Source organism: Paenibacillus ginsengihumi DSM 21568 (assembly GCF_000380965.1).
Lineage (GTDB): Bacteria > Bacillota > Bacilli > Paenibacillales > NBRC-103111 > Paenibacillus_G > Paenibacillus_G ginsengihumi.
Genome location: NZ_KB905564.1, coordinates 17,452 through 39,272, shown reverse-complemented (window position 1 = coordinate 39,272; position 21,821 = coordinate 17,452). Strand labels below are relative to the sequence as shown.

Below are 21,821 nucleotides of genomic sequence, written 5' to 3'. Positions count from 1 at the left end.
CTATTGGCGCTCTTTCACGCCCAGCCGAGCAGAGCATCCAGAGAGATCGCTCCGGCGCCGGCCAATGCAACGCCGATCGCTGCCGCGATAAGCACCAGATGGTATTCGTAGCCGTTAGCTGTCGCCCACAAGCCGTTGCCGCCGTGTACCTTCACGATCGCCCCCAGCATCGTCAGCGTCAGCAGCACGGCCGCAAGCGGCGTGAGCAATCCCAACGCGAACAATAGTCCTCCGCCCAACTCCATGATGCCGACCAGCACCGCCATCGCCACCCCCGGCTTAATGCCGATCGACTCCATCCAGCCGCCCGTTCCTTGCGGGCCGTAGCCTCCAAACCAGCCGAACAGCTTCTGCGCTCCGTGACCGACGAACAACAAACCAACCACCAGACGAATCAACAGCATTCCCCAATCTTCCATCATCAAAGCCTCCATTTATTTCAATTTAATAATCTTTAATTAAAGATATATGCTATAAAAATAGTTTCCCCATGCGTTAACCAGCCCTTTCCAGTTTTTTGTCTTTTATTTAATTATCTTGGATTAAAGATATATTATAAACGGTGCGTTGTCAATATTGTTTATAAAGTTCCATTGAAAAGCGCGACATTTGCGCCGGACGGAATAAGCCTTTAAGGTTAATATTCGGTTGGCTGCGGGACCGGCGCTATTTTCAATATAGACGCCATGCGACTGGCGCGGCACCATCAGAAGATGAAAATGAGCCGCTCACCCCGGGCTATTTTCAAGACAGACTCCCATGCCGCTGGCGCAGCACCATCAGAAGATGAAAATGAGCCGCGGGCCCTGGGGGCTATTTTCAAGACAGACGCCTATGACGAGCGATTCCTTTCTTCATCGGTCGTCGCCTGCGGTGTTGAAAATTCGCCGATGAGCTTCGTCGAATGATCAAGATAGCAAATGTTGTATTTTGTACAACAAAAACGGGGGGTTAGGCCCTATTGGCGGCTCAATGTTGTACTTTGTGCAACATTTCTGACGATGTTCCCGGGGTTGAAGCCAATTTTCGCCCAAATTGTTGCACAAAATGCAACATTCCCCTTCCTCTGGTGCAAAGAGGCCGGAAAATGTTGCATTTTGTGCAGGATTTGTCGCCACATATGCCCGGGGAAGGGCAGCGCTAACGCGGAGTTCGCGCAGCCAACGTGCAGTTCGAACGTAACCGTCAAGATCCGAACGCTGACGTGGAGTTCTGGAAGCTTCGGCAGAAGCTCAGGAGGAACAGCGCGGAAAGGAGCAGTTCAAAACAGGCACACGCCAATATACGCGATCAATGCGGCGCGGCCGTATCGCTTACGGCCATATGAAAGGGCAAGAACGCTCCGGCGTCCTTGCCCTCATCAATCCGACGTTTACGCATATTCCTTCGTGTCGATCTCCAAAAAATCGCTGACGCAGGTCTTCCATTTCTCTGCAACGTAACGCACATGATCCGGATGCGCGTTATAGGCGTCGTATGCCGACTGATCGGCGAATTCCATGGAAAACACGTACTCGTAATCGTTCTTGGCGCTGACCTGGCGATAGACGGCAAACCGTTCGACGCCGGGGATGGCGGATAGGACGGACTTGCTGTCCGCCAGGAACGAGCCGGCGGCAACGTCGGGACGCAGCCGGAATGCGACCTGGTGCACGATGCGCGATGACATGGGCGATCAACCTCCTTTAACGTTGGCTTCCATTATAGCTGATCCCGGAGGACGTGCCAATCCCGTATTGTCCGTATGGTCCGTAAGGTCTACATTGTCCGTACTGCCCGTATCATCCCCATAGTCCACAATTATCCGCATTGTCCGCACCGTGCGTACCGTGCGCAGCGTCGGCAGGCGGCAGGCACCATCTACGCTTTCCTGGCGATATAGATGACGTCCCCCGCCCGGACGGTTAGCGTCAGGTCAGCGCCGTCCCGCTGAACAGCGGCGTCCTTGCCCTCGGCATCCTGCACCCGCACCTCCACATTGACGCGCAGGCGGCAGACGCCCGAATGGCTCGCTTTTACTACGGCCCTAAGCAGCATGCCGTCTTCCCAGGCGATATCGACCTCGAAGCCGCCGCGGGCTCGCAGGCCCCGAACCTCGCCGCGCGTCCATGCTTTCGGCAGCGCCGGCAGCAGGTGAATCGCGTCCAGGTGGCTTTGCAGCAGCATCTCGGCGATGCCGGCCGTTCCCCCGAAGTTGCCGTCGATTTGAAACGGGGGATGGTTGTCGAACAGATTGGGCAGCGTCGACTTCCGCAGCAACTCCTTGACATGGCGATAAGCCTCCTCGCCGTCCAGCAGCCGCGCCCAGAAGTTGATGATCCAGGCCCGGCTCCAGCCGGTATGTCCCCCGCCGTTGGCCAGGCGCCGCTCCAGGGTGACCCTGGCCGCCGCGGCCAGCTCAGGCGTCTGCGCGGGGCTGATGCTCGTCCCTGGATGCAGGCCGAACAGGTGGGAAATGTGGCGGTGTCCGGGCTCCTTCTCCTCGTAATCCTCCAGCCATTCCTGAATTTGCCCGTGCTTGCCGATCGCCGTCTCCGGCAGCTTCGACCGCGCCTGACTCAGCTGTTCACGGAATGCCGCATCCGCATCCAGCCGCTGCCCCGCCTCCAGGCAGGCCGTGAACAGCTCCCGCAAAATCTGACTGTCCATCGTCGGTCCGAAGCAGATTGTTCCGCTCTCCCCATTCGGCAGCACATAGCAATTTTCCGGCGATACGGAAGGCGACGTGACGAGCCGCCCGCTGCCGTCCTCGATCAGAAAATCGAGGAAAAAGAGCGCCGCTTCCTTCATCGTATCATAGGCTTTGCGAAGAAACGCGTCGTCCAGCGTAAAGCGATAATGCTCCCACAGGTGCAGACACAGCCAAGCTGCGCCCATCGGCCAATAGGTCGCCGGCAAATAAATGTCCTGCGGCGCCGTATCGGCCCAAATATCCGTATTATGGTGCGCCACAAAGCCCCGGCAGCCGTACATGACGGACGCCGTATGCCTTCCCGGCTCCCGCATGCGCTCGATCAGCTCGAACAGCGGCTCGTGGCATTCCGGCAGGCCGCACGTCTCCGCAGGCCAATAGTTCATCTGCGTGTTGATGTTAATCGTATACTTGCTGTCCCACGGCGGCGACATCGAATCGTTCCAGATGCCTTGCAGATTGGCCGGCAGCGAACCCGGCCGGCTGCTCGCAATGAGCAAATAACGGCCGAATTGAAAATACAGCGCAACCAGCCCCTGATCCTCTTCTCCGCGCCCCACAGCCTCCAGCCGCTCCGGGGTGGAGCGTTCGGCCGCTTCTTTCGCATCCGCAAGCTGCAGAGCGACCCGGTCGTACAGCGAGCGATAGTCCGCAATATGCGCTGCGCGGATGTCCTCGTACGATTTCGCCGCGGCGCGCCGCAGCACCGCCTCGCACTCCGCCTCTGGATCGCTGTACCGGAACTTCGTGGCCGCGGTCAGCAGCAGGGTAACGGCTCCCGCTCCCTCCACGACCACATGCTCGCCTACGGTCGATACCGTACCGCCATCGGCAACGGCCTGCAGCATCATGACGTAGTCTTCTCCGTCCGAGCCGTAGCAGCTGTTGCGGAGAACGATCGTATCGCTGCCTTTTTTGGCCGCCTCGTCCATAAATTTGCCGCTCACCCGCTCCCACCGGGCATAGAACGACAGGCCTTGCGGATGATCGGTTTCCAGCCGAATCGCAATGACATGATCCGGATAGCTGGCGAGCATCTCCCGCTTGTAGCGGTAGCCGCCCCATGTATAGCTCACGGTGACGAGGGCGCTTGCCACATCCAGCGCCCGCGTATAATGCTCCGCCTTCCCCTTGCCGCGGTGGTCCATCTTCAAAATCAGATCCCCCGCGGTCAAATAATGGCGCTGGCTGTTCGGCGTGGCCGACAGCGCCAGCTCCGTCAGACGGTGCGCCTCCTTCAGCTTCCCCTCGAACAGAAGCCGGCGGATTTCCGGCAAATGCTTCAGCGCATCGGGATTGTTCCGGTCTCTTGGCCCCCCGTACCATACCGTATCCTCGTTGAGTTGAATCCGCTCCTTGTCAACACCGCCGAAAATCATGCCGCCGAGACGGCCGTTGCCAATCGGCAGCGCTTCATTCCAGCTCGCGGCTGGCTGCTTGAACCAGATCGATTGATTCTTGTTCATCGTATGATCTCTCCCCTGTGCTTAATGGCATGGCGCACCGCTTCCAGCTCGTTGAGCGGCTGCTTCTTAACCGGCGGCGGTATTTGATCCGCTACCAGCTTCAGCTGGCGGACCGGGCGATAATGTAAGCGCATGCTGAAATAGATGAAAGCGTCTCCGTGCCCATAATAACTTGATCCACATTTTCTTTCACGACGTGTTGACCTCGCCCACTGCCGAGCCCTTGACTTTCCTCTCCGGTAAAGGACAGCCCTTCCGGATTTTTGAACACCTCGTCTGTATGCGTTTTCTTTCCGTTGTTTCCGGTGTAGCTCTTGCCTTCGATGCCCCAGTTCTGCAGATCGCTGCCTTCCGGTCCAATCATGAAATCGAGCAGCTTGACGGCGGCTACCGGGTATTTCGCCTGCGAACTGATGAAAGTGCCTTCCAAAGGCGCGTTCTGGACCATCTGCGCGTGGCCGCTGTAGCCTTGCCGACCGGCCCGATCGGGGCGACAGTCCGATCAGTCCGATTAGCTTAAAGTCCAGATAACCAGGCTTCATCTGATCTTTTGAAGGCGTTAATGCCCGAAATATAACCCCGCCATACCCGTATCTTGGGCGAACTTCGCCTCGAATGCCCTGCGGTCGGTCGCAGCGAATTCCGAATCGATCAGCTCCTCCTTATACCATTTGTTCATCGTCGTCAGGTAGTCCTTGTAAGCCGGCTCGATCGGACCGAACGTCACTTTGCCCGTGCTCGGGTTCAGCTGGAGCTTGTCGGCCAGCACGCCGCAGCTGGGGCGAAGGAGCTGATGCTGCCAAGCCCGTCACCGCGGTCTCCTAGCGGAATTTCATCCTGCACGCCGTTGCCGTTCGGGTCCTGCTCTTTGATTACCTTAAGCACAGTATACCATTCATCGATCGTTGTCGGCGCTTTCAATCCTAAATTTATTGAACCAGTCTTCCCTTATTATGTGGCCGGAATAGGCGATCAGCATCTGCTTCCAGCGGTTCAGCGACGTCCATCGTCGCCGCGTCGTACAGCTGCGTATCGAAGGAGGATTGTGCGGCCCAATAAATGATCGAACCCCATCCGATGCCTTGCCATGCCGGAGCCGACGATGAAGCCCCCTTCCCCCAGCTTTCGTTCTGGCTTGCCGATCTGCCCTCTAACTTACCAGCTGCAAGGGGCGTGCTCAATGCACAAAAATTATGTGCCGTTTTTATTGGCCGAATATGCGCGAAATCCCGCCCGCACAAAGAAAAACCAGCCGCATCCGCAAAGGGATCGGCTGGTTTTCAAAGTTCTTCCGCCAGCTTATTTTATGGAGTCTGCTCCGCCTGCATGGCGGCGACGACCTGATCGACAGGCTGAGTGAGCATGGCATAGTACAGAGCGGCTTCCGCCTGACGGATCAACGGCTGCGTCGATCCGAAGTCGTACGAGCCGTCCGGCTGCGCCTGAACTTCGGGACCGTGATAGCCAAAGGCAATCATCATCCGAACAGCCGGCACTGCCCATTCGCTCGTATTGCCGGAGAGCTTGATATCGCTGAACAGCTCCGGCGGATACTGGTTCTTCAGAATACCCCAATTCATCATCGCGTACTCTTCGCGCGTAATCGCGCGGTCGGGCTCGAATTTGCCGCCGCCCGTGCCGGTAACCATTCCCAGCTCGTAGGCTTGCTGAATGAACGGCGCGGCTTCGTGGCCTGCGATGTCGCTAAAGGCGTAATCCGTCGTCGGACTGCCCTTCATATTGCTGATTTCAAGCAAGTTTTTGACGAATTCGGCACGGGTAACCTCGCGTTCCGGCTGGAAGGCTTCCCCGGCATCGTTCGGATAGTAGCCGAGCGATTGCAGCGCATAAATATACTTGGCATAGGCATGGTTCTCGTCCACATCGCTGAAGCCGGCCGGCGCCACGCCTTTGCGGGCATAGCCTAACGGATTGATATAAGGCTCCTTCATGTAAGCGACCTGCCCGTTCTCGTCCAGCTTGAAAGCCGTCAATTGGTTGGCGATGCTGTCGATAAACAGGTTATCGTCCACCTGCTTCAAGGGGCGCGGACCGAGAAACGCATCGGAAATCGTCAGCGTCGCCGCTTCATCCGCGTTCAGCGACGATACGAACGTGCCGATTCGCAGATCGGAATACAAGCCGCCAAACTTGTCCAGCGTCTCGCCGGCCGGCTCCGTCCAATCGTCGAACTCGACCGGTTCGGCATACTGCGGGAAGAAGGTGGAGATGAACTGCGGGTAAAACAGGTTCCTCAAGGCGCCCATTTTGTTGTACGTCAGAAATACGCCGGTATTTTGTTCAGGAATCATGAACAGATAAGAGCTGAAGCCGTGCAGATCGCCGGCCTTGCCAATGATTTTCGAGCTGCTGCCGGCTTCGGGGAGCTGCATCGGCGCCTCGAAACCGTACGTCGTGTCGGGCAGCAGCGGATGAATGGCCGAACGATATTCCTCCATCATCTTGACCGACTGCTCTGACAAAATGCGTTCAGTTCCTGCTGCGCCTCCATTCAGGAAGGCGAGCATAAATTTCCCTACATCTTCCGCCGTCGAGATCATGCCTCCATGGGGCATAATCGTCGGGGTCACCGCATACGGCTCGATCGGCTGGTTCGCCGCGGTATAGCCGACGGCCAGCTGCTCCTTCAGCTTGCCTTCGAGCAAAAATCCGCTGTCGTCCATGCCAAGCGGCTCGAACAAGTGCTTTTCCATATAGTCTTCGTAAGGCTCGCCGCTCACGTTCTGCACGATCAGTCCGAGCAGCAGGTAAGCAAAGTTATCGTACAAATAGGCCGTACCCGGCTCACGGACGACCGGAGGCATATGAGTACGCACGTAATCCTCGATGGCGACGTATTTGCTGAAGTCTTGATGGATATCCTCGGGCCGCGGGTCGCGCACCTCAAAGCCGGACGTATGCGTCAGCAAATGCTCGATCGTGACGGGCTTGTCATAAGGATTATCGTAGGACAGTCCGTTCAAATATTGGCGGACATCCCCTTTCAGATCCAGCTTGCCCTGCTCGGCCAGCTGCATAATCGCGGCCGCCGTGAACGTTTTGGACACCGAGGCGATCCGGAACGTGGTCTTCTCGGGATCGACCGGCGTCTGCTTCGCCGAATCGGCGTAGCCGTAGCCTTTGCTGGCGATCACCTTGCCGTCTTTGACGATCACGACCGAAGCGCCGACATAATAAGGCTTAGCCGCCTCAGAGGCGAAGAATTCGTCCATAAATTGCACGGCGCTGGCAGAGTCCAGCACGGCCGCCGGCTTCGCTTCGCTGACTTCGGCTGCCGCGGCGGGAGCGATGGGGCTCCATACGCATGCGACGGCTAAAGCCGCGGCGGCGATGCGTTTGAACCAGGCTTGCGTAGTCGTCGGAATGAAAGATCGATTCATGAGATGCCTCGCTTTCCTTCAGGTTGATGGCGTTGCTTTTCGATTCACCTCCCGATGTCTAATCAAGGTGGAACGACGGACCGATTCAAGCGGATCAACAAAAAAATCGGTACGTCCGTACCGCCGTGGTTCTCTCCGAGAACAGCTTTCTCTATTTAATACGTAATAGAAGGCAGTCGGTTGCCATATGGCAACGATTGGCTTTCCGGCGACGGGCCTACTGTCTCTTGGCGTAAAACTGCCGGTGAAGCTCGCGCACTTGCTCTGCGAGTTCAGGTACAGGACCGTCTACGACCGTATCGCGAATGACGTCTTGAATCGGAAGGTTGCGAACGCGCGGCGCGGCAACCCCCATATCGCTCAGCCATTGCGCCAGCTGCTCGGAGGAACTCGCATAAACAATCCGGCCCAAACCGACCCAGCCGTGGGCCGCCGCACACATAGGGCAATGCTCGCCCGAGGTATAGACCGTGGCCTTGGCCCGTTCTTCCTCTGTCATATTATTGGCTGCCCAGCGAGCCAGCGCGAATTCAGGATGCTGGGTATGGTCGCCCCCGGCTACATGATTGTGGTCTTCCGCCAGCACCTTTCCTTCCGCTGAGACGAGGACGGAACCGAATGGCTCGTCGCCAATCTCCAGAGCGGTCCTTGCCAGCTCGATACAGCGCCGCAAATGCTTCATATCGGTATCGTTGATCATGAATAAAGCCCCCTTAGCTTTTGTTCACTCTGCCTGTGCAATTTATGTTAACATGAAGACAGCTGGGCTACACGGCTAAAACTTGTAATACCAAAAAAGTGCCACTTCATTCGCCGTTGAAAAATTGGAATACAGCATATGATCGATTCCCCCGATGACAAACCCGTTTTTAGCATAAAACCGGCAAGCTGAAACATTCACATCTTGGGTCTCCAGCGTAAGGCCGATAAAGTGACGCTCTTTTGCCCACTCCACCGCTTTTTTCAATAATGCCGTGCCGACCCCCATGTGTCTCCAGTCTTGGCGAACAGCGATATCTTCAACAAGAGCGTATCCGTTCCAATGCGAACTAAGCATAATTTGTCCAACGCAGTTATTATCGCTGTAATAGAAAAAAACGGCTTTTTCGTTATCTTCGACATAGCTTAAGTCAATCTCATCCTTTTCGTATTGCTTGACATAGGGTTCGGAAAATGTCTCCTCCGTATATGTCCAATGGCCGTTCTCGTATTTAGGGATAATCCGTCCCGTCACGATAAAGCTCTCGTTGGATTGGTTAAAATCATGCATATTGGAACGCGTCATTTGAATAATCATGCCGGTCTCCCTCATATTCCGCCAGTCTCTTCGACTCCCAATAAAAAAAGCGCCATTCACTGCAACTTACTTGCCAGACAAATGCCCCTGATGAATCCAGAAGCGCCTGACGATATTGCCGTCTTCCTCGGTATATTCCGATTCGAAGCAGCCTCCGTGCTTCAATATCGTCTTCTCGGACCCGATGTTGCCCTTATCGCAGACAACGAGCACCTTGTCGAGCCGCGCCGCCTCGGTCTGCCGCAAGACCATTCCCAGCAGCGCCGTCGCGCAGCCCTGCCGCCTTCGAGACGGCCTTATGCCGTAACCGATATGCCCGCCGCTGTTCAGCAGCTTCTCGTTCAACCGATGCCGAACGTTCGCCGCTCCGACGATGCTGCGATCCTCGCCGACCAGCCAGTAGGTCGAATGGGGCACACGGCGATCGTCCCGAAGCTTTTCTTCACTATCCTGGGAATACAAAAAGTCAAGCATCGCCTCGAAATCGTATGGTTCTTTCTTGACAACCCAAGGAACGATGTTTTCCCCGCTTCTGATCCACTCTTCATAAAAGTCGATATATTCGTCCCGATAATCAGCCGACGGACGAACCAGCCGCACAGAAGATAGCATTTCGGCTCACCCCAATAGGGAAATTTCGACCATATTATCATAAATCATATATATTTTCCATTCAAAAATGGCCTCTCTTAGTCATTCAATGGAATTTGCAGGAGCAGCGTATATTTTTGTCGTACTAATATTTCTGGGGGAAGCTTAAGCATAAATTAAACGGAGGAGATCAAACGGATGCAGATGCCAGACAAGTCGGATTTGACGTTTTTGTTCGAAGGCGACCGACAGCAGTTGAAGGAATTTGTGGAAAAGTACGAAGAGACGCTGCAAAAAGTCGGGGTCATCGGCGACATCGAGGAGATGGCGAACGACTATACGGTCGAGGAGCAAATTCCGATCGTGTTTTCTTTCGTATTCGGCGTGACGGTGGACTGGCGGGAATATGACGATGAGATTGTCCGGTTGTTCGACGAAAATATGCCGGGCGAAACGGTCGAAGTGGAGACGACCGACGACGGGCTGCTCGTGTCGTACAACGGGACGCCGCATCCGGTTCGACTCAGCTTCTCGCCCAAAGACCGCTACATCACGATCCGGGCGTTCAATGCGATCATCAAGCCCAAGTACGAGATCCGCCTGTTCGAGGGATCGTACATGTCGGATACTCACGACTTCCTGGTGCTGCCGAAGGCGACATGGGAGGAGCTTGAAGCCAAGTATCCGGCCCAAGTCGCCGAAACGTTCCGGGTAATCGACGAGGCATTGGATTTCCCATAAGAAGAACAATCCGGTCGGCGTATCGAAGACAGCCCCGGGAAGGAGAACCTTCCTGGGGCTGTCCTTGTCGGGTAGCATTCTAACGGAACGAACGAGGCTGTCGATTAACGGTGCGTAACTTGATGCGGCGTTTATGAAAATATCAATATCCCCCGGTGGATAAGCTTCGGCCTGTCATCTAGTAGATAGCCCCCAAAATAACGTGACATTGGCAACGGCAGATCCGAGCGGATGGAGTCTAACAGACGTGAACGATCTTAATCGCCCAAAAAGATGCCGTTTTGATTTTTAACGGACAGGAGAGCAGTTATTGACTCGAAAAAGGCGAGATCTGTGCCCATCCGTGCCCATTAAGCTCTGCCGTGACCGTTACATTTTGGAAACCGTTAATTTTACCGAAATAACGGCGGTGGAGTCCGTTAGTATTGGCATTTACGGCCTGCGTCTTTACACGTTATTTCGGATCGAATCCACTGGGCTTAAGCCATTGAGTCCTGAGTTCAATCCATCGGAAACCACTCCTGCTGATCGATACGCGATTCCTGCAAGCCCCGTCATGACCGTGCATCGATCTCCCCCATGCCCGGCAGCAGATGTTCCCATATGAGATCGAGCAGCTCCTGCAAGTTGCTAACACCCGCAGTAGTCACGATGACCGCATCCTGTTCCGGCATGACAATGCAAAACTGTCCTTGCGCCCCGTCCCCCCGGTAAGCCCCGTGCCTGCAGCGCCAAAACTGATAGCCGTACCCCTGGTTGTAATCCATTTTCTTCCTGCCGGTCGAAACCTGGGCGGCCGTCGCTTCCTTTACCCAAGCCTCGGGCAGCAGCTGCGCATCGTTCCATCGGCCTCTCTGAAGATACAATTGACCAAATCGAGCAATATCCTCCGTCTTCAGCCGGAGCCCAGATGATCCGATAGAAATACCGCGCGGACACGCCCCCCATTCCGCTCCTCGAATGCCTAACGGCTCAAACAGCCTTGGCGTCAAATATTCAAGCAGCGGGAGCCCCGTCAGCTTCTGGATGATCGCAGACAGCATGTAGCTTGCGCCGCCGCTGTAGACAAATTCGGTTCCCGGTTCCCGCTCAAGCGGCAATTCCAAAAAAGCCTGCACCCAATCCTCGCCTCGGCTGCGCCATTCTGACCTCAACGTAACATCCGTATGGCCTGCCGACATCGTAAGCAGATGCCAGACGCGCATCGACCGCAGATAACGATTGTCTGGCACATTCCGATCCTGGAAGAAGGAGACGACGAAATCCTGGGTGGAAAGAAGGCCTTCATTTACAGCGAGTCCGACAGCGGTCGATGTGAAGCTTTTGCTCAACGAATGCAGCTCATGCCGCAGCTCCGGAGTATAGGGACTCCACCAATGTTCCGCTGCCACTTGTCCGTGACGGAGCAGCATCAAGCTGTGAAGCTCCAGCTGCCTGGAGCTTGTCTCATGCAAAAAAGCGTCAATCGATGACGGCGAAATACCGAGCGTCTCCGGCCGGCTGCGCGGAAAAATAAAAGGCTGTGATATGACGAATCACTCCTTTACAAGGATACATTGTAAATTCGCAATCAAGCCAGGGAATTCCTTCCTGATTAGTTTAGTTTACAACCTCAATTCCAATCAGTTTACCTTCTCCTTCGGCGTTAAGCTTCTTATAGTCGCGGACCGCCTTGATATCGACTTTCCCATCAGGTCTGTTCATTTGGCGCATAGATCCCTCGAATTTTCCGCTTTCCAGCTCTTCTCCGTTCGAAGATAAAATGTCGATAAACTCCCGGACAAGCTTGCCGTTATAGTACAAGCGATCCTTCTTTTTATCATAAGTTACGCCAAATGGCTCATAAACAGCGTATATTTTTGCGAGTTCATCCGGCGTTATGTCGTCTCCCGCACTATAAGCTGCTGTTGAAGCTGTGGAGGAGGCTTCATTCGAAAATTCCTGTGCTGTACCGGCGGAGGTATTTGCCATCGAAGACTCATCGACGGAAACGGCATCAGTCTGAGGCGGATTTTTAAGTTTTTCAATGTCTCTTGCGTTAAATTCAGCTTGACTGTAGGGTTCAACTCCGATAAGTTTGCCGCTCGGATCTATTGAACTATCAGCATGACGGGGTAATTTTGATAAATCCCGTACACCGTGAACATCGATCGTACCCTTTTCATTAAGGTAGTCGTTTCCTGCGCTGCTGTCTTCGTCAATTGGATAGTAGTCTGCAAAATATCTGACTAATTCACCTTTGTAAAATAGCTGATCCGTGCTCTTGTTGTAGGTAAGTCCATACGGTTCATAGACGGCAAACAATTCCGCCTTGCCTTCCGGCGTTTCTGCATATGCTGCTTCTTCCGCTGCAGCTTCTTGTACGACCGTAACATTTCCGTTCTCCTGCCTGTTATCAGTCGCTGAAGCGGCGTTCGTAGCGAAAACAGCTATGGTGCCACCAACCATGGCAGAGGCGAAGACCATTCCCATCAGGGAAGTTTTCTTTGTCTTCATAATCGCAACAATCCTTTCTTCAATCGCATTTTTGCTGAAATGGTTGATCAGAGGGACAAGGCCGCTGTTCTTTTCGGCTAATCCAATCAAGGCCAAGGCATAGGCTGCTTTCGTTGACTCTCCACATTTTCGCAGCACCGCTTCGTCACAGGCCAGTTCAATATCGCGGTTTGCCATCACATACATTAGCCATACAAAGGGATTGAACCAATGTACACACACGGCCGCTGCCAGCAATAGCTTTGTCAGCGTGTCAAAGCGCTTGATATGTACAAACTCATGGGCAAGGATAACCTTCAGCCGTGCTTCGTCCGTCCAATCGGTTTTCTTGGGGAGCAGAATCACAGGCCGGAATGCTCCATAGGTCAGCGGGGCCTTGATTCGGTCGCTTTGCCGTATTTGCATAGGCCGTCGCAACGGATGTTCCCGTAACCATTGGGCAATGAAATCATTGTTAACGGGCAAGGAAGTCTGGAACTCTCTGCGGCACTTGATATAAACGGTGATAAAAAACAAAGCAAAGGCGCATATTCCAGTCAGCCAAACAAGTTCCATCCAGGAAAAGGATGCGGTCGATGCGCCAACCCCAATCGTTTGTCCTATCCCGGGAATATTCCCTACTTGAGAGACACTTGGCATTCCCGCAGGAAAAGCCACATCTGTACTTTCTATGAACATGTTCTTTAACGTCTCAATTCCTGTATAAAAGCTAAATTGAAACGGGACAGAAAGCGGCAAAAGCAAGCGACAAATCACAACACCCCACAAGACAAGAAATGTCTTTTTAGGCAGCTTGTGCAGAGCAAATGCGCGGATAATCACAACCACCACAGTCAGGACGGATGCGGAAAAGCTCATTTGAACAATATCCATAGCCGCAGCTCACTCCAATTGATTGATCATCTGTTTGAGTCTTTCGATCTCCTCTGCGGACAGGTTTTTCCTGTTCAAAAGGGAAGCGAAAAGCAAATCGGCAGAACCGTCAAACACCTTGTTAATCAGCTCCGTAGTTTCCTGCTCCTGCACCTGCTCCTTTGAAATTAAGGCACGACACAAGAAACTCGGCTCTCTTCGCTCTATTGCCCCTTTCGCTATACACCTTTTAATAAGCGTATAAGTCGTATTTTTGTTCCAGCCTACCTGCTCTTTGAGAATATCCGAAATTTGCTTGGCCGTAGTATCGCCCTTTGCCCAAAGAACGTCCATGACTTTTAATTCGGAATCAAACAGTTTGATTTCCATCTTAACAACCTCCTACTACTGCAGTAGTCTGTCGACATTTCCTATACTACTACAGTCGTCCCGCACTGTAAATACTACTGGAGTCGTTTTTGACGAAGCTTTTGTGAAGAACAAGTTCAAGCGGGGAAAATGACGCAGTAAGAAGCAGACGAGATATTGAGCGAATTTCAAATAATGTGAACCATCTTAATAAATGATCTCCAGAATCCGTCGCAATGAGTAAGTCAGTACGAAAACGAATGAGGCGACTGAACAGAATCCGAAAACAAGGAACAAAAAAGGGCTGTGACTACGGCTTCTGTTATTGCTGCTTTTGGAAAACAAATGAGTTGCAAGCACAACGGAACCCGCCGCCATTAGAGGGATATTTAAAATGGTTCGCCAATCAAGACTCGCTATACTTTCTGGTGAAGGTGTTTTAAGTACGGGAGTTACCAAAAGCATGACGATAAAAAATAGAACATAACTGAAGAGAGCAAGCTTCACCATTCTCATGTCCGCTCACCTCCGCCAGTTCTGAAAAAATGAAGTGACTTATATTATATCATATTTCTGAGCCTACGATCCAAAAAATGGAACGAACCAAATATAATAAAAGCCTGTTGAAGGTTTTTCAACATTGAATGAAGTATAAGGTCAAAACACGACTTCAAAGGCGGGCCGTAAACTTTCTACCTCACACCCCTTCCCGACATTACTTGGCGCCCTCCGCGACTTCTTTTTTCCCTAACCGGTCTTTGGGCCCGTATTCCTATCCATGTATCCCCTTGTAATACTCCGGGTACTTCTCTCCTCTACAAGCTTCGCTTCGCAGGAAAATTGCGGTGGCATTTCCGGATTCCGATACTGCCTGTTTTTGGGAGGAGGTTCAGCTGCTCTCCTTCCTGCGTGCCCGCAGAGGCTCGCTGTCAAACTGCCTTCCGATGGAGCAAACGCTTGAATAAGCACGAAATTCAATCTTATCCCTGCAAAAAATCAGCGAAATACCAAAATAAGACTGAATTTCGTTCTTATCTTGGTGAAATTGATCCGTTTCCGGGGTCAGCGGCTCGAATAAGATCGTTTTTCGATCTTACTCAAGCTCATTGGGTCATTTTGGGAAAAATAAGTTCCTTTTTCGTTCTTATTTTACTTGGAGGTTAGGTTGGACTGGATATGGCAGGCCGCATGCCGTCTAGAAGCGCAGATCGCGGCAAGGCGATCGTCGCGCTCTTGGAACATTCTGATTATGTAAGAAAAAGCGGCCCAAGGAAATTTCCCTTGAACCGTTTTGTTTGCGGACCGGTTGAGAGCAGCGGATGCCGAGGCTTTGTGGCAGTTGAGAGCAGCAGACGCTGCGGCTTTACAGCAGTTGAGAGCAGCAGACGCTGCGGCTTTACAACAGTTGAGAGCAGCAGACGCTGCGGCTTTACAGCAGTTGAGAGCAGCAGACGCCGCGGCTTTACAGCAAAGTTGCAGCAGCTTTACAGCAGCCTTGCCCTGCCAATGCAGCACCTCACCGCCCGGCGCCTACTCATGTCCCCGCGACCAGCTTGGCGACAGCAGCTCCTTGCCCTCGCCCTGTCCCATCGCCATCACAAGGCTCAACGGATTTACTGTTCCCGGAAAATCGAAGCCTCGTAAGGAAGCAGGACGCCATGCTGCCTATCTTTCATATTGCTCAGCATAAGCTGCTCAGCGGGCGGTGTCTGCGCTTGTACCGCATTCCCGGTAAAATTGCACAGCACGGTCCAGCGCTCTCCGTCCAGGCTGCGGGTGTAGCCGCCGATCTGCTCGGAATCGGCGTGCAGCTCGCGGAAATCGCCGTAGACAAGCGCCCGGTTCTCCTTCCGCAGGCGAATCAGCCGCTTGTAAAAACTTAAGACCGAGTCCTCCTCGCGCTGCTGCCGCTCCACGTTGATCTCGGAGTAGTTGGGATTGACCTTCAGCCACGGCTTGCCGGCCGTGAACCCGGCGTTCTCCCCGGCACTCCACTGCATCGGGGTGCGGCCGTGATCGCGGCTCCGCTTGGCCAAGTAATCGAGCAGTTCTTGCTCTGAACGGCCGGACGCCAGCCCTTCCCGATACAGCTGCAGGCTCATGATATCGTTGTAATCGCCGATGCCGTCCATCGGGCAGTTCGTCATGCCCAGTTCCTGCCCCTGATAAATAAACGGCGTCCCCCGCATCAGGAAATAATAAGCCGCCAGCATCTGCGCCGATTCGGTCCGGTATTTCCCGTCGTCGCCGAACTTGCTGACCGAGCGGACGTGGTCGTGATTCTCCATATAGAGCGCCATCCACCCGTATTTCACCGTTTCCCGCTGCCAATCGGCCAAGGCCCGCTTGAAGTCGGTCAGACGCCACGGATGATAGACCGCCTTCGGGCCCGGCTTCATGTCCAGGTCCACGTGGTCGAACTGGAACAGCATCGAAAAGACGCCTTCCCGCTCGTCCAAATATGCCGGCACCTGCGAGAGCGGCACGCCCGGCGCCTCGGCCACGGTTACCGCGTCGCGGGGCGCCAGCACCTCCTGCTTCATTTCGCGCAAAAAATCGAGAATGCCCGGCTGGTTGAGGGTGCCCCCGTTCAGCGAAGCGAGCTCGCGCCCGCCGTCCGCAGGAAGATCGGGAAATTGCTGATTTTTCTTAATAAACGTAATCGCATCTACCCGAAAGCCCGCGACGCCGCGGTCCATCCACCATTCCATCATCCGGTATATCGCCTGGCGCACCTCGGGATTTTCCCAGTTCAGATCGGGCTGCTTGCGGGAGAACGAATGAAAATAATATTCTCCGGTCTGCTCGTCGTATTCCCATACCGAACCGCCGAAATTGGCCTCCCAGTTCGTCGGCGCCTTGCCGTCCTTTCCGGGCTTCCAGATGTACCAGTCCCGCTTAGGGTTGTCCCGCGAGCTCCGCGATTCGACGAACCAGGCATGCTCGTCCGACGTATGGTTGGCGACCAGGTCCATGATGATGCGGATGCCCCGGGCGGCCGCCTCCCTCAGCAGCTCGTCCATATCCTCCAGCGTGCCGAATTCCTCCAAAATGCGGTGGTAATCCCGAATATCGTAGCCGTTGTCGTCGTTCGGTGAATCGTAGACGGGACAAATCCAGATGACGTCGATGCCGAGATCGCGAAGGTAATCGAGCCGGGAGGTGACGCCCTTCAAGTCGCCGATGCCATCGCCGTTCGTATCCTGAAAGCTGCGGGGATAAATCTGATAGACGACGCTCTCTTTCCACCAGGCCGTTCCCTGCTTCATCACAATTCCCCTCCTGCCGCAGCGGGGTCTGCGCTTTCCTCCAGACCAACGCTGCGGTCCAAATCCCACTTGCGGAGCGCGACGATTCGCATCCGGCCATCGGCCATAAAGCGGATGCCCGTCGATTCGGCACCCGGATAGATGCGCGCGGTCATCGCAATCTCCCCGTCCTGGGCGAACACCTCGACCGACGAACGGTCGACGAACAGCCTCAGCCGGAGCAGCCCGCCGTCCGCGACCTCCACGGGCGCCCGCCGGACGCCGCCCGGTCCTTGGCCCGAGCGCTCCCGGTCGAGCGTCAGCATTCCGCTCTCCCGATCGTAGATCAGCGTCGTCTCTTCGCCGGACGCCTCGTTCACGCACAGCTTCACTCCGGCGCTGCGCGCTTCGCGGATGTCCAGCAGCAGCTCCAGCTCGAAGCAATCTCCCGACACGCCGGGCAGCTCGGCTTCGCCTTCGATCGTCACCTGGTCCAAGGAAACGGGATTCGTGCGCAATAAGGCCATCTCGGCGACTGGCAGCGTGATCAGCCGGCCCCGTTCATAACGCAGCTCACGGGGAAGCGTCATCGCCCCGGCCCACTGCCGCTCTTGCTCCGGCATCTCGCTCTCCCACATCGCCATCCAGGCGATCATAATCCGTCGTCCCCTTTCATCAAGCAGCGTCTGAGGCGCATAAAAATCAAAGCCGTAATCGAGCATCGTGAACCCGCCGTGCTCGAACTTGCCGGTCTCGTAATCCAGGCGGCCTTCCAAATAGCCGGCCTGGTGCAGATTCAAATATTTGTCCCCGTCGGGCTTCATGCCCTGCGGCGACAGCACGAGCACGTCGCGCCCGTCCAGGGAGAACAGATCGGGGCACTCCCACATATATCCGTACCCTTCCCGGCCGCCAGCCATGACGCTAACGAACTGCCAGCGGAGCAAATCGTCCGAGCGATACAGCAGCACCTGGCCCTTGTGATCCTTCGTGCGCGATCCGAGCACCGCATAGTACGCGCCCTCGTGCCGCCACACCTTCGGATCGCGAAAATGAAACGGATGAATGTCCCCTTCCGGCGCCTCGGCGATCACCGGATTGCCCGCCCATTTGTCGAAGCGGACGCCGTCCTCGCTGATCGCCAGGCACTGCGACTGCTTCAAATCGGTATCCCGATTATCGCCCGTCCATATATTGCCGGTATACAGGAGATGAAGCTTACCGTCCTTCTCGATGGCGCTCCCCGAGAAGCAGCCGTCGCGGTCGTAGGTTTCCCCGGGCGCCAAGGCGATCGGCAGCTGCCGCCAGCGGACAAGATCGCGGCTCACCGCGTGACCCCAGTGCATGTCGTCCCACAAGGGAGAATACGGATGATGCTGATAAAACAGATGATACTCTCCCCGGTAATAACAGAAGCCGTTCGGGTCGTTCATCCAATAAGCGGGCGGCGCTACGTGATACCGGGGACGCCACGGATCGGACGCCACCCGTTCCCGAACGTTCTGAAGCGACCGTTCGGCCGCCGCAATACGTTCCTGATGATGGTCTTTCATTCGCCACACCTCTTGCTTTATTTTACGGCTCCGTCCATAACGCCCTTAATAATGTGCCGCTGCATCGCCAGGTAGAACAGAATGATCGGGATGATCGACAGCACGAGAGCGGCCATCGCCTCGCTGTAATTGGATGTATATTTGCCGAAGAAATAGAACGTCGACAGCGGCAGCGTCCGGTTGCTGTCAGACAGCAGGACGAGCGAAGGCAGCAGGAAGTCGTTCCAGATCCAGAGCACGTCCAGGATCGCGATCGTCGTCGTAATCGGCGCCAGGATCGGGAAGATGACGCGCGTGAACACCTGAATGCGCGAAGCTCCGTCGACGAAAGCCGCCTGCTCGAGATCTTTCGGAATCCCTTTGATAAAACCGTGGTACATGAAGGTCGCCAGCGGAATGCCGAAGCCCAAATAGTAGAAGCACAGCATCCATTTGCTGTTCAGCAGGCCGAGCTGCCCATAAATCGTCACGAAAGGAATCATCAAGGACTGAAACGGGACGATCATGGACGCCACCAGCGCCATAAGCACGCCGGAGCTGAACTTCGATTTCCAGCGCACCAGGTAATAGGCGAGCATGGAGGCCATCACAATGATCACGACGACCGATACGACGGTAACCATCAAAGAGTTGCCAAGCGCGTGCAAAAAGTCCATCTTCCGGATTGCACTCACATAATTGTCGAGTTTAAATTCCGTCGGCAGCGACAGCGGGCTGCTTACGACCTTGAGCCTTGTTTTGAACGAGTTGGTCAATATAAGGAAAAACGGAAAGATATACAGCACGAAAAGCGCAGCGACGAGCAAAAAGGCGATCGTCTTTCTGGCCGATTTCAGGAGGCTCATTACGACTCGACCTCCAATCTCTTCATCACGCCCACTTGGACCATCGCAATGGCGGCCACAATGAGGAACAGCACGATCGCTTTCGCTTGGCCGGGGCCAAAGTTTTGAAATTTAAACGCTTCATTGTATACATGCATGGCGATCATCTCCGTGGAGCGGTACGGCCCGCCGTTCGTCAGGGACAGGTTCGTATCGTACACCATGAAGCTGCGCTGCAGCGTAAGGAACAGGCTGATCGTGAAAGCCGAAACCATGAGCGGAATTTTGATCCGGAACAGCTGGCCCCACGAGGAAGCGCCGTCCAAAGAAGCGGCTTCCAGCAGCGATTTGTCGATGCCTTGGATGCCCGCGATATAGATCAGCATCATGTAGCCCGAATTTTGCCAGACGCCGACGATAATGAGCGCCCACAGCGCCTTGTGCGGATCGCCGAGCCACGAGCTGGACAAGAGGCCCATGTCGAGCTGCTGCCCGAAATAGACGAATACGCGGGAAAAGACGAACTGCCAGACGAACCCGAGAATGATGCCTCCGATCAGATTGGGCGTGAAAAACCCGAGCCGAAAAAAGTTCTGTCCCTTCATGCCGCTCGTCACAAGCAGCGCCAGCACGAAGGCGATCACGTTCGTCAGGATAAGGCTGAACAAGACGTACTGGAGAGTAAGCAGCATCGAGTCCCAAAACAGCGGATCTTGAAACGCCGCTGTATAGTTGGATAAGCCGATGAAGTCGGTTGTAATCGTCCCGCCCGACGAATCCGTGAATGTCATGTACAAGCCGACGAAGAACGGCACGGCCATCACAAGGGTGAACACGGTCAGCGGGATAAAGCCGAAGGTTAGGAATGACTTGATTTTGCCAGAGAGTTTCTCTTCGTACACCGAAGCGGCAACCTCCTTCCGGAAGGAGAAGAGGACAAGCGCGAGGCTCGTCCTGCTCCAAAAGTCCGTTTATTTAACGCTGGTCCAATAGTCGGTGAATTCTTTGGCCAATCCGGCCCGATCGATGGTGTTCGACAAATACTTCTGCATCGTGGCCCCCATCTTCGGCCAGCCGTCTGCCGGATACAGGTTGTTCATCCATTCCAGCGTTTGGCCGTTATCCATAAATTTCATGACCGATTGCGAGATCATATCTTGAGGCTTGACTTCAAAGTTGTCGTATACCGGCACATAGTTGAACTTGTTGACATAAGCGTCCTGACCTTTCGGATCGCTGACGAGCCAGTTCAGGAACTCCTTGGCGGATTGCTGCTGCTCCGGGGTCGAGGCCGACGCATCGATCGCCCAGTATTGCGGCACGCCTACGGAAATTTGGGCGTTCCCGTAATCTTCAGGGTTGTTGCTGACCGGCACCGGCAAGAAGCCGTATTCGGCGTCCGGATTCGCTTCCTTCAGCTGCGGATACGCCCAGTTGCCCATAAACCACAGGCCGACTTCTCCATTCGCCAGGGCGAGCGTGCCGTCGTCGTATGTCGGAGCAAGCGGCGCACTTTTCGCCGAGTTGTATTCCTTCATCAGGTCGACGGTGTCCACCCAGCCGTTAAAGATCGCGTTGGCGCTTAGATCCGTCTGTCCCGACTTCAGGCTGTCCATGAACGCGCGGCGCTCTTCCGGCTTCGAGGATTGCGTCGTGAACATGATGTTCGTCAGGTGAGCGCCCAAGGACCAGTCCATCGGAGAAACGTGCAGAGCTTCCACACCCGACGCTTTGACCTTGTCGAACAAAGCCTTCAGATCGTCCCTCGTCTTGACCGTGGACGGATCGAACGTTCCCCCGACCGCTTTGTCAAGCACGGCTTTGTTGTATACGAAGCCGAACGCTTCGACCGTGGCCGGCATGCCGAGCACTTTGGAGCCGTCGGTGACGAAATCAAGCGTTCCTTTCTGAGCGTGGCTAACCCAAGGCTGATCCGACAAGTCGGCCAGCTTCGATTTCATTTCCGGAAATTCCTGTCCGAGCATCATCACCGTAGGCGCGTTGTTGGATGCGTACAGCGTGCTCAGCTTCTCGTAAGCCGTCTGCGAGCCCAAAGGAATAATATTGATATCCACGTTCTTTTCCTTGGAATATTCCCCGACCACCTGCTCGAACTGTTCGGCGATCTCGGGCTTGCCGATCAGAATGGAGAAGCCTGCTCCTTTGCTGCCGGCAGAACCGTTGTCCCCGCCGGGAGCGGCTTCTCCGCCGTTCGAATTGCCGCTGCAAGCCGTAAGTATGGTACCGCACAATAACGTCAGGGCGGTGAGCAGCCGAACTCTTTTCTTCAT

Annotated in this window: 19 protein-coding genes; 2 read left to right on the top strand and 17 right to left on the bottom strand. The window is 54.8% G+C overall.

The window, feature by feature from the left end:
- Positions 1-14 precede the first annotated feature (14 nt).
- Entirely contained in the window at positions 15-422 is a 408-nt protein-coding gene (locus tag F591_RS0110955) for a DoxX family protein (protein ID WP_425414352.1), read from the bottom strand.
- A 291-nt stretch (positions 423-713) separates the two neighbouring features.
- Here F591_RS0110955 and F591_RS31955 point away from each other — a divergent pair, with 291 nt between their 5' ends.
- The gene (locus F591_RS31955) at positions 714-908 is read left to right on the top strand and encodes a hypothetical protein (protein ID WP_169445847.1); all 195 of its coding nucleotides are present in this window, start codon (positions 714-716) and stop codon (positions 906-908) included.
- A gap of 464 nt (positions 909-1,372) precedes the next feature.
- Here F591_RS31955 and F591_RS0110950 read toward each other — a convergent pair whose 3' ends face one another.
- The 8 genes from F591_RS0110950 to F591_RS0110915 form a co-directional block, all read right to left on the bottom strand.
- Positions 1,373-1,669, bottom strand: a complete 297-nt coding sequence (locus F591_RS0110950) for a Dabb family protein (protein ID WP_019534643.1) — start codon at positions 1,667-1,669, stop codon at positions 1,373-1,375.
- Between the two features lie 191 nt (positions 1,670-1,860).
- Entirely contained in the window at positions 1,861-4,158 is a 2,298-nt protein-coding gene (locus F591_RS0110945) for a glycoside hydrolase family 95 protein (RefSeq protein WP_019534642.1), read from the bottom strand.
- Positions 4,159-4,258: 100 nt separating this feature from the next.
- Positions 4,259-4,606, bottom strand: a complete 348-nt coding sequence (locus F591_RS29540; protein ID WP_019534641.1) for a hypothetical protein — start codon at positions 4,604-4,606, stop codon at positions 4,259-4,261.
- Positions 4,607-4,717: 111 nt separating this feature from the next.
- Complete coding sequence (locus tag F591_RS29535; RefSeq protein WP_019534640.1) at positions 4,718-4,927, bottom strand: hypothetical protein; 210 nt, start codon at positions 4,925-4,927, stop codon at positions 4,718-4,720.
- A gap of 535 nt (positions 4,928-5,462) precedes the next feature.
- Positions 5,463-7,559, bottom strand: coding sequence for a serine hydrolase domain-containing protein (locus F591_RS0110930; protein ID WP_019534638.1), 2,097 nt, complete (start codon positions 7,557-7,559; stop codon positions 5,463-5,465).
- A 217-nt stretch (positions 7,560-7,776) separates the two neighbouring features.
- A complete protein-coding gene (locus F591_RS0110925) occupies positions 7,777-8,259 on the bottom strand; it encodes a nucleoside deaminase (protein ID WP_019534637.1) in 483 nt (160 codons plus the stop codon).
- 75 nt (positions 8,260-8,334) lie between these two features.
- Positions 8,335-8,856, bottom strand: a complete 522-nt coding sequence (locus tag F591_RS0110920; RefSeq protein ID WP_019534636.1) for a GNAT family N-acetyltransferase — start codon at positions 8,854-8,856, stop codon at positions 8,335-8,337.
- Between the two features lie 66 nt (positions 8,857-8,922).
- Positions 8,923-9,468, bottom strand: a complete 546-nt coding sequence (locus F591_RS0110915; RefSeq protein WP_019534635.1) for a GNAT family N-acetyltransferase — start codon at positions 9,466-9,468, stop codon at positions 8,923-8,925.
- 177 nt (positions 9,469-9,645) lie between these two features.
- Between F591_RS0110915 and F591_RS0110910 the strand changes: the two genes are divergently transcribed.
- Complete coding sequence (locus F591_RS0110910) at positions 9,646-10,188, top strand: hypothetical protein (protein ID WP_019534634.1); 543 nt, start codon at positions 9,646-9,648, stop codon at positions 10,186-10,188.
- Positions 10,189-10,742: 554 nt separating this feature from the next.
- On the opposite strand, the gene F591_RS27845 is transcribed toward F591_RS0110910, so the two are convergent.
- The 8 genes from F591_RS27845 to F591_RS0110865 form a co-directional block, all read right to left on the bottom strand.
- Positions 10,743-11,600 carry a serine hydrolase domain-containing protein gene (locus tag F591_RS27845; protein ID WP_019534633.1) on the bottom strand — a complete coding sequence of 286 codons (858 nt, stop codon included), beginning with the start codon at positions 11,598-11,600 and terminating at the stop codon, positions 10,743-10,745.
- A gap of 187 nt (positions 11,601-11,787) precedes the next feature.
- Positions 11,788-13,557 carry a M56 family metallopeptidase gene (locus F591_RS29530; protein ID WP_019534631.1) on the bottom strand — a complete coding sequence of 590 codons (1,770 nt, stop codon included), beginning with the start codon at positions 13,555-13,557 and terminating at the stop codon, positions 11,788-11,790.
- A 9-nt stretch (positions 13,558-13,566) separates the two neighbouring features.
- Complete coding sequence (locus tag F591_RS0110890; protein ID WP_019534630.1) at positions 13,567-13,926, bottom strand: BlaI/MecI/CopY family transcriptional regulator; 360 nt, start codon at positions 13,924-13,926, stop codon at positions 13,567-13,569.
- A 1,592-nt stretch (positions 13,927-15,518) separates the two neighbouring features.
- Entirely contained in the window at positions 15,519-17,174 is a 1,656-nt protein-coding gene (locus F591_RS0110885; protein WP_019534629.1) for a glycoside hydrolase family 13 protein, read from the bottom strand.
- A complete protein-coding gene (locus F591_RS0110880) occupies positions 17,174-18,706 on the bottom strand; it encodes a glycoside hydrolase family 32 protein (RefSeq protein ID WP_019534628.1) in 1,533 nt (510 codons plus the stop codon). Before F591_RS0110880 ends, F591_RS0110885 begins: the two co-directional genes overlap by 1 nt.
- A gap of 17 nt (positions 18,707-18,723) precedes the next feature.
- Entirely contained in the window at positions 18,724-19,551 is an 828-nt protein-coding gene (locus F591_RS0110875; protein WP_019534627.1) for a carbohydrate ABC transporter permease, read from the bottom strand.
- The gene (locus tag F591_RS0110870) at positions 19,551-20,432 is read right to left on the bottom strand and encodes a carbohydrate ABC transporter permease (protein ID WP_019534626.1); all 882 of its coding nucleotides are present in this window, start codon (positions 20,430-20,432) and stop codon (positions 19,551-19,553) included. Before F591_RS0110870 ends, F591_RS0110875 begins: the two co-directional genes overlap by 1 nt.
- A gap of 69 nt (positions 20,433-20,501) precedes the next feature.
- Positions 20,502-21,821, bottom strand: coding sequence for an ABC transporter substrate-binding protein (locus tag F591_RS0110865; RefSeq protein ID WP_019534625.1), 1,320 nt, complete (start codon positions 21,819-21,821; stop codon positions 20,502-20,504).